General features: G+C 48.9%; 6 protein-coding genes. 2 read left to right on the top strand and 4 right to left on the bottom strand.

What is annotated here, in order from left to right; genetic code table 11:
* Positions 1 to 69: 69 nt before the first annotated feature.
* A complete protein-coding gene (locus tag KDK18_RS14375; protein WP_257255622.1) occupies positions 70 to 1929 on the top strand; it encodes a DUF3857 domain-containing protein in 1860 nt (619 codons plus the stop codon).
* A 7-nt stretch (positions 1930 to 1936) separates the two neighbouring features.
* On the opposite strand, the gene maiA is transcribed toward KDK18_RS14375, so the two are convergent.
* The 3 genes from maiA to hmgA form a co-directional block, all read right to left on the bottom strand.
* Positions 1937 to 2566: a maleylacetoacetate isomerase gene (maiA, locus tag KDK18_RS14380; RefSeq protein WP_257255623.1), complete on the bottom strand. Its 630-nt coding sequence runs from the start codon at positions 2564 to 2566 to the stop codon at positions 1937 to 1939.
* A gap of 4 nt (positions 2567 to 2570) precedes the next feature.
* Positions 2571 to 3881, bottom strand: a complete 1311-nt coding sequence (gene fahA / locus KDK18_RS14385) for a fumarylacetoacetase (protein ID WP_257255624.1) — start codon at positions 3879 to 3881, stop codon at positions 2571 to 2573.
* Positions 3882 to 3957: 76 nt separating this feature from the next.
* Complete coding sequence (gene hmgA, locus KDK18_RS14390; RefSeq protein WP_257255625.1) at positions 3958 to 5268, bottom strand: homogentisate 1,2-dioxygenase; 1311 nt, start codon at positions 5266 to 5268, stop codon at positions 3958 to 3960.
* A 256-nt stretch (positions 5269 to 5524) separates the two neighbouring features.
* On the opposite strand from hmgA, the gene KDK18_RS14395 reads away from it, so the two are divergent.
* Entirely contained in the window at positions 5525 to 7885 is a 2361-nt protein-coding gene (locus KDK18_RS14395; RefSeq protein ID WP_257255628.1) for a DNA polymerase II, read from the top strand.
* A gap of 84 nt (positions 7886 to 7969) precedes the next feature.
* Here the strand turns inward: KDK18_RS14395 and KDK18_RS14400 are convergent.
* Positions 7970 to 9014 (bottom strand): hypothetical protein (locus KDK18_RS14400; protein WP_257255626.1); only part of this gene is annotated, 1045 nt, incomplete at its 5' end.

Consider the following 9014-nt stretch of genomic DNA (forward strand, 5'->3'; position numbering starts at 1 on the left):
TACGCTGAACTTTTACAATATTAACGGTCTAAATTCATGCGTGAATTCCATTCATTTTAAGGAGGAGTTATGTTTGGTGAAAATGATTTTATGCGTGTTTATTTTGCTTTTTTGTCCTTATTGTTGTTGATCATTTCAGGTCTGGTTCAGGCGGATGAAGCTGTTCAGGACTATCGCAATCTGTTGTCGGATTATCGCATCGAGATTCAGGATGATCTGACTTATACCCGTACTGTAACGCTGGAGTATCAGGTACTGACCCCCGCGGGTGCGGAGGAGATGCAGGAATATCACTATAGTTATTTTTCCGAAAATGAATCCTTGAAAGTTCTGGAAGCTTCGATCACCCATCCGGACGGAAAAGTGTTCCCGGTTGAAAAAGAGAATATTTACGAACAGGATCTGGGCGGGCGTGATAAGGAGCGGCGTAACAGGGAAGCTGTGGTCATTTTTTCCCGCTTAATACCTGGCAGCATCATGAAGTTGAAGTTCAAGCATGTGGTGAAGAAGAAAAGTCCCATGGGCTTTAATATGGCACTACAGCCTGAGTTGGAACTGGAGCAGAAGAAAATAGTGGCTACGATTCTGCTGCCTGAAAACATACCCATGAAATGGGGGAGTAGAGGCGAGTTTGCTGTGAAAGAGTCCCGGAAAGGCAAACGAAAAGAGTTAACGGTTAGCCTCGAAAACTTCCCTTATCAGGAGATGGAGCCAAATATGGTCAGTTCGGATGATGTACTGCCCATGTTTGCGCTGACCTCACTGAAAAGCTGGGAAGAGATCGGTCAGATATACTATGAGAGCAGCCTGAACAGGCAGACTGACAGTGATGAAATCCGTGCGCTGGCTGAGGAGATCACACAGGGAGCCAAACATCCCAGGGAAGAGGCCGTCCTGATTTATAACTGGGTGGCACAAAATATTAATTACCTGTCTCTCAGCTTCAATTTGGAGGATATGCTGGTTCCTCACCCGGTGGAAGAGATTCTTCGTCATGGTTATGGTGATTGCAAAGATCAGGCTTTGTTGTTGCAGGCACTGTTAAAAGCCCGCGGTGTTGAGTCAAAGCCGGCACTGGTCAGCTGGGATGACAGCTATAAGGATTGGCCGGTGGCGACTTCCATGCAATTCAATCATGTGTTGTTGTTCATCCCTGAGTTGAACACTTGGCTCAACCCTGTTTCGCCACTGTCTACGTTCGGGTTGCTGGATTATAGTCTTTCGGGCAAACGGGTAGTAGTGGCCGGTCCTGAAGGCGAAACTCGATATCTTCCTGCCATGCAACCAGATCAGAACCGCTACTGGGTAAAAAACCAGTCAGTGCTCTCCAGTAATGGACTTTTGAGAGGAGAGAGTATGGTCACTGGCACTGGAATTATTGGAGAACAGATTCGGGAGTTGTTGGCATCCAGTGGTAGTGGTGAATGGAAGGCCAGTAATCTTCTGGCGGACACCTTGAGTGGTGGCTTTGGTAATATTTCTTGGGGAACGCCTGCTTATGATCTGGAAAGACAGCCTGCTTATCAGGGTGACTGGCACAGTCCCTACGCTTTTCAGTTGGGCAGGGAAGGGTTTATCACCACAGCACCAGGGCTTGATTTTCAGGATGTGCTGGCACTGAGAACTTATCTCGTGGATGGAAAACGCAAGTTCCCGTTTACGGTAGGAGCTCGACATTATCGATGGGATCACCGCATGAAACTGCCAAAAAACTACAAAGTAACCCGGCTGCCTGAAAACCTCGAGGTGCGTAACGGGGCAGGCTCATACAGCAGTCACTATAAGATGGAGGGTAATACACTGGTTGTCACTCGGCAGATCGTCGTCAAGAAAAATCTTTATCAACCCGGTGAATACCCTGAATTCGAAAAGTTAGCTTACCTGGCTATCAACGATCGCAGGGCGATCATTGCTTTGAAGCGGCGTTGAGCTTCTGTTACAGAGTGCTATCAGGCTGTTGCTCCGGACTGGCATCAATAAATGCCTTGAGTTCATTGCAGTGCTGATGGACTGCCTGGATTTTTGGATAATCCGTTAACGATACTTTAAATCGCAAGGCATTGTAGACCTGCGGTATCAGGCAGATATCGGCCAGGGTGGGTGTATCTCCGATACAGAAATAGTCATCCCCCAATTGCTGCTCATAAGCCTCGAACCCGGCTTTTATCCAGTGCTGGTACCATTGGTTTTTCTGTTCGTCACTCACTGCAAATTCTGACTTGAGATATTTCAGAACTCTCAGGTTGTTCAGAGGATGTATATCGCAGCTGATGATATTGGCCAGGCTGCGGATCTGGGCTTTCTGCCAGACATCACCCGGGATAATGGTCGGTTCCGGACAGGTTTCTTCAAGCCATTCCAGGATAGCCATTGACTGAATCAGTCTGTTATTCCCGACTGCCATTGCCGGTACCAGTCCCTGGGGTTGAATGCTTTTATATTGCTCCTTCGTCTGCTCTGACTTCAACAGGTTAACCGGGATCAATTCGTGATCCAGTCCTTTCAGGTTCAGGGCGATCCTTACCCGATAAGCCGCTGAAGATCGGAAGTAACTATAAAGCTTCATGGCATTACTCCTTTGCTGGCAGAAGGGTGGCTGAGACTTCACCGAAGCCGATTCTGGCAGCGCCTTCTTTCTCGCACCAGCCTCTCATGACAACGGTATCTCCGTCTTGCAGGAACGTTCTTTGTTCACCATTGGTCAGGGTCAAAGACTCCTTGCCACCTTTTGTCAGCTCGAGTAAAGAGCCTGCTTCCTCTGGCCTGGGGCCTGACTGAGTACCCGTTCCCAGCAAATCACCGGATTGCAGGTTGCAACCGTTACTGGCGTGATGAGCCACCATCTGTCCAACACTCCAGTAAGAATGTTTGAAACTGGACTGAGACAGTTTTTCCATACTTTGCTGAGCACCTTTCATAGCGGGTGTTTGTAGCAGGACTTCCAGCTGAATATCCAGTGCTCCCAGGGTGCTGTTTTCTTCCGAGCTCAAATAAGGCAGGGGTTGTGGATCATCGGCAGGACGAAGGTAACTGGTTCGGTAGGGTGCCAGTGCTTCCAGCGTGACAATCCACGGCGATATGGTAGAGGCAAAGCTTTTGGCCAGAAACGGTCCCAGGGGCTGGTACTCCCAGGCTTGGATGTCCCGTGCAGACCAGTCATTCAGAAGACACATTCCGAATACATGCTGATCGGTCTCATCCAGCGCAACAGGAGCACCCAGAGGGTTGCCCTGACCGATGAAAATGCCCATTTCAAGCTCATAGTCGAGTCGTTTACAAGGACCATATAAGGGTTGTTCTGCATCCGGCGCTTTGGTTTGACCTTGTGGACGATGAAAAGTCTGCCCTGAAACTTCAATAGAAGAGGCTCTGCCATGGTAGCCAATAGGCACCCATTTGTAGTTAGGCAGCAAAGGGTTATCGGGTCTGAATAATGAACCGACTGCTTTGGCGTGATAGATAGATGAATAGAAGTCAGTGTAATCCCGAATCTGGCAGGGCAGGGCAAATTCGGCTTTATTCATGGTGAGCAGAAAGGGTTTCAGCTGGCTTTCAAGCTCTGACTCTGTTCTCAGTGCCCTGGACAGGCTCAGCCTGAGAGCACTCCAATATTCAAAACCCAACTCCATCAGGGGATTGAGGTTATCGTGGGCACAAGCTGCGAGTGCGTCGGCTGCTTTGCCGTCAAAAGGTTTCAGTGCTGCTGTCGCCTTGAGATCCAGAATCTGGTTACCAATGGCTACGCCGCACCGAAAGGGCTCGCTGCCTTTGCGAAAAACAGCAAAAGGCAGATTCTGAATGGGGAAGTCGCAGTCTGACTGGTTAGCACAATATACCCAGCTGGTGAGATTGACGTCATGAGTCTCGTTCAGTGAAATCATTATCTATCCTGAGTGCATTGGAAAAACAGAGTGTCAGCAGCCAATAGCGTAGCCTGACACTCATGATTATTCTTGTTTAAGGTTTCTGGTTCGGGTCAAAGTGCTTCTGCAGGCCAGACCAGCATTTAATATAGTCTTTTTGTCGTATGTCGCTCTCCATCGCGAATTTTGAGGGTACATAGACGTATCGGGATTCAAACATGAAGGCCAGAGTATTTTCATAACGCACGGGTTTAAGCTGCGCTTCGCTGGCTTTCCTGAATACGTCTGCATCAGGACCATGGGGTGACATACTGTTATGCAGACTGCTTCCACCGGGTACAAATCCATTTTCCTTGGCGTCATAAACACCATGAACCAATCCCATGAACTCGCTCATAAAATTGCGATGATACCAGGGGGGGCGGAAGGTGTTTTCAGCCACCATCCAGCGGGGAGGGAAGATGACAAAGTCCAGATTGGCGACGCCGGGTGTATGAGATTGAGATGTCAGTACTGTAAAAATAGAGGGGTCAGGATGGTCGTAACTTACTGTGTTGATGGCATTAAAGCGGGACAGCTCGTATTTATAGGGCGCAGAATTCCCCACCCAGGCAACGACATCCAATGGGGAGTGATTGAGCTCACAGACATAAAGATGACCGGCAAATTTACCGATCAGTTCGAAATCACCTTCTTTATCTTCATACCAGGCAACGGGGTATTGGAAATCCCGGTCATTGGCAAAGCCATTGGCACCTACCGGGCCACGTTCCGGCAGGGTGAGCGGGGCTCCATAGTTTTCGCAGAGATAGCCGCTGGCTTGACTCTCCAGTAGGTTGACCCTGAATTTCATACCCCGCGGAATCACGGCGATATCGCCCGGACTGACCTGTAATCGACCCAGTTCGGTAAAGATCATCAGAGCCCCTGTTTGAGGGACAATCAGCAGCTCGCCATCGGCATTATAAAAAAAACGCTTTTCCATGCTTTGATTAGCTGCGTATAGATGAATGGCACTACCGATCTGCGTGATGGCTTTACCATTGGCTGCAATAGTGGTCAGGCCACTGATAAAATCAGTCGGTTGTTCAGGAGCGGGCAGGGGGTCCCAGCGAAGTGGGCTCGGCACAGGAGGCAGATCCAGGGGAGCGGTTTCCAGCAAGGGGTTCTTATCCCAGCACTGGTAGTTTCCCTGAACAGCAGAAGGGCGGATTCGGTAGGTCCAGGTTCGGCGGTTTTGGTGTTTGGGCGCTGTGAAAGCAGTGGCTGAAAACTGTTCACAATACAGACCATAAGCCACTTTCTGAGGATTGAAGCAGGCCTTGGGCAGGGCATCGGGTAATGCCTCTGTTTCGTGTTCGTTACCAAAGCCTGTCAGGTATTCAAGATCGTCAGGTAATGTCATTAAACTGAACCTGTCATTTTTCTTATCTCAAAAATCACTTCACCCTGTTCAAAGATGAAGCAGTGTTTTTATGCAACCCCTCACAAGGGGCCGTTTGTTAAGGTCTTGAAGTATCTCCATTTTTAGCCAGTCCTGAGAGTTTGTCCATCCGGATTCTTGTTTTTAGCCTCCCCGCGCTGCTGCGGCAATGTTAATATCAGGAAATTATGCTCTCCCGGGAGCCAGTCCGAAAACAGAACAACATTTGAGAACTGACTTGCAAAATACCGAGCCTGTACGCAGAGGCTTTCTTCTGAGCCGACATAGCCAGGACCACAGGGGACAGGCGGAAGTTATTATGTGGGTTGTCACCGATGATGGCCCTGCAAGACTGGTAATTGAAGAGGTGCGTCCCGTCTGCTTTGTCGTTTCCTCTGAGTTTGAGCCGCTACAGAGTGAGTTTTTCAGGACTTATCCAACGATTGAGGCAAAACCGCTGCCTCTGAAGAACTTTCGCCATGAGCCAGTCACTGCCCTTTATAGTCATAACGTGCAGCAATCGTTTCAGATGCAGGAATATTTTCGTACCAGAGGCATAGAGTTGCTGGAAGCCGATGTCAGGCTGGCAGACCGGTTTCTGATGGAGAGGTTTGTCTACGGTGGCGTGGCATTCACCGGAGATCCGGTGCAGAAGTCAGGTTATCGGGAGTACCGCAATGCGCGCATTCGTCCTGCAGAGTTTAATCCCGACTTCAAAGTAGTTTCCCTGGATATTGAATGTTCCGAGCGGGGAGAACTTTACTCAGTGGGTCTTTCGGGAGGAGACTTTGGACGGGTTATCATGGTAGGCGATCAGGAGCGGGTCGACTGGATACAATGGGTTCCGGATGAAAAAGCACTTCTTGTGGCGCTTGAAGAGACGCTTGGAACTCTGGACCCCGACATAGTGATTGGCTGGAATGTCATTAACTTTGATTTTCGGCTACTGCTCAAACGAGCGGAACGCTATGGAATGAAGTTAAAACTGGGAAGGGGGCAACAGGCAGCCAGCTGGAGAAATCGCAGAGGTGAAAGTGGACAGGGCTTCATTACTCTGCCCGGTCGAATGGTCATCGATGGTATCGAGGCCTTAAAGGCTGCAACCTATCAGTTTGACAGCTTTAGTCTGGAGTTTGTGGCACAGACGCTGCTGGGCAAAGGTAAAGCGACAGAAGACGTAGATAACCGGATGGCTATCATTAATCATGACTTTCACCATAACAAGGAAAAGCTGGCCCGTTACAACCTGCAAGACTGCCGACTGGTTGAAGAGATTTTTGAACACACCAACATTCTTGATTACCTGAGATTGCGCAGTCATCTGACCGGGCTGGAGCTTGATCGGATGGGAGGCTCAGTCCAGGCCTTTACCAATCTCTATATGCCACGTTTGCACAGAGCCGGTTATGTGGCTCCGAATTTACCAGAAGGGGGTGGTCTGGCCAGTCCGGGGGGTTATGTCATGGATTCCATTCCCGGACTCTATCGCAATGTGATCGTTCTGGATTTCAAGAGCCTTTATCCTTCGATCATCAGAACCTTCAAAATTGATCCCCTCGGGCTGGTAGAAGGTTTGAAAGAACCGGAAGGTACGATTCCCGGTTTTCGTGGCGCACTTTTCTCACGTGAGCGGCATTTTCTCCCTGATATTATTGCTTCCTTTTGGGCTCAAAGGGATGAGGCCAAGAAGCAAAACGATGCTGCCCGTTCTCAGGCGCTGAAGATTATTATGAATTCTTTTTATGGCGTGTTGGGCTCAGGTGGTTGTCGTTTCTATGACACCCGGTTGGCCAGCTCCATTACCCTGCGAGGGCATGAAATCATGCAGCAGACAGCCCGATGGATAGAAGGGCAGGGCTATCGGGTGATTTACGGTGATACTGATTCTACTTTCGTGCTTTTGGATGAGGCCTATTCCGATGAACAGGCAAGATCGACCGGTAAAAAACTGGAACGTATGATCAATGACCGCTGGACAGCCAAACTGAGAGAAGATTTGCAACTGGACTCGGCGCTGGAACTTGAGTTCGAAACTTGCTACCAGAGGTTTCTGATGCCTACCATACGTGGATCGGACACCGGCAGTAAAAAACGCTATGCCGGCATTAAATCCACTGCTGGTGGACAGGAACTGGTATTCAAGGGGCTGGAAACGGTGCGTTCTGACTGGACGGCATTGGCCAAGTATTTTCAAACGGAACTGTTCTCGTTAGTGTTTAATGATCAATCCCCGGAAAAGCTGGTCACGGAAACCGTTCAGAAAACGCTGGCCGGAGCGTGGGATGACAAACTGGTATATCGAAAGCGACTGCGGCGAAATCTCAAGGACTATGTTAAAAACATTCCTCCCCAGGTCAGGGCGGCCAGAAAGGCGGATGAGATCAATCAGTCACTGGGAAAATCACTTAAGTATCAGCGAAAAGGTTGGATTCAGTACCTGATGACAGTCAATGGACCTGAGCCGCTGGAATATTGCACCAGCCCTATTGATTATCAACATTACATCGACAAGCAGCTAAAGCCGGTGGCGGACGGAGTTCTACCTTTTATAAATCTTGATTTTAATACGTTGATTGACGGACAGATGGGGCTGTTTTGATGTTTCAAGCCATCGTGTCAGACTGGGCTTTAACCATCATCACCCATAGGTCGTAACGTTTCTCACCCTCGCATCAACTCTCTGTTATTTAAACAAGGTGTACAAATAATCCAAAGGAGCATGAAATTTCTTCCATTGGTTACGAGCTGTTTCGCTGAAACTCTCTTCCAGTGAGTAGCCATAGACTATGTTGTTTGAAAAGCCATTGATCAGAGCGAGAGCCAAGGCAGGAGCCAGGGTAAGAGCAACGTTATTCAATAAATGGTTTGAATCCAGTCTTGAGCGTTGTTGCCACAGAAGATGCACAACTTCGCTTCCGACTACCGATCCCGTCGCCATTCCAGCGGCGCACCATAGTTCAGTTCGAACAGTAGCAGTCAGACTTTCTGCCACAAACAAGTTGGCTAATGTGACGTGGCCCAAGAATAATGAATTTGGTGATTGCGCAACATTTACGACTCCGACTGTAGCTGTGGCCCATGACCCAGCTATGGCTCCGGTTCCGGCTAAGACTTCTGCTGCCGTTGCTGTTTCAACTCTAATATCACCGTCTAAAATACGTTTTGAGAGATTACTTATTAATAATATTCCGTCTGTCAATACGGCAGATATGATGTAACCAAAAGCTGCTTTTCCCGGAGAGACACCTCTGGCAATCATTTTCTCGTGGACTATTGTCCCGACCATCATGCCAGTGAAAAATGACAACATTTTATATTCAGTGTGGGTATAGTCCAAAGGTTGGATTGTACTTTCATTCTGGTACCTTAAACCCCCGACAGTAGTGGCTCCGGCTACCGTTCTTGCCATCACCTCATGGGTAAAGTAAGCCGTAGTCATTATGGGTATAAGATAGGGATCGCGGTTAGTGTATGCTTCATATGCACTGTATGCTGTTCCTACAAATCGCAGTGGCTGCCACCAGGGCGTCTCAAGAGGCCAGGGCGATACGCGACCGGCTAAAGCCACCTCGGTGGAGGTGATAACGGCAGCGAGTTGATTACAAAAAGATGATTTGGCCTCTTGTAACTCATTTTGCTCTGTGCCGGACAGGCCAAACCGACCGGAAAGGGCAGCGACCAGCCCCGTTGTTTTGCAGATGCCGTACCAGAATCCGTAGTTGATTACG

It is taken from the genome of Endozoicomonas sp. SESOKO3, assembly GCF_024606255.1.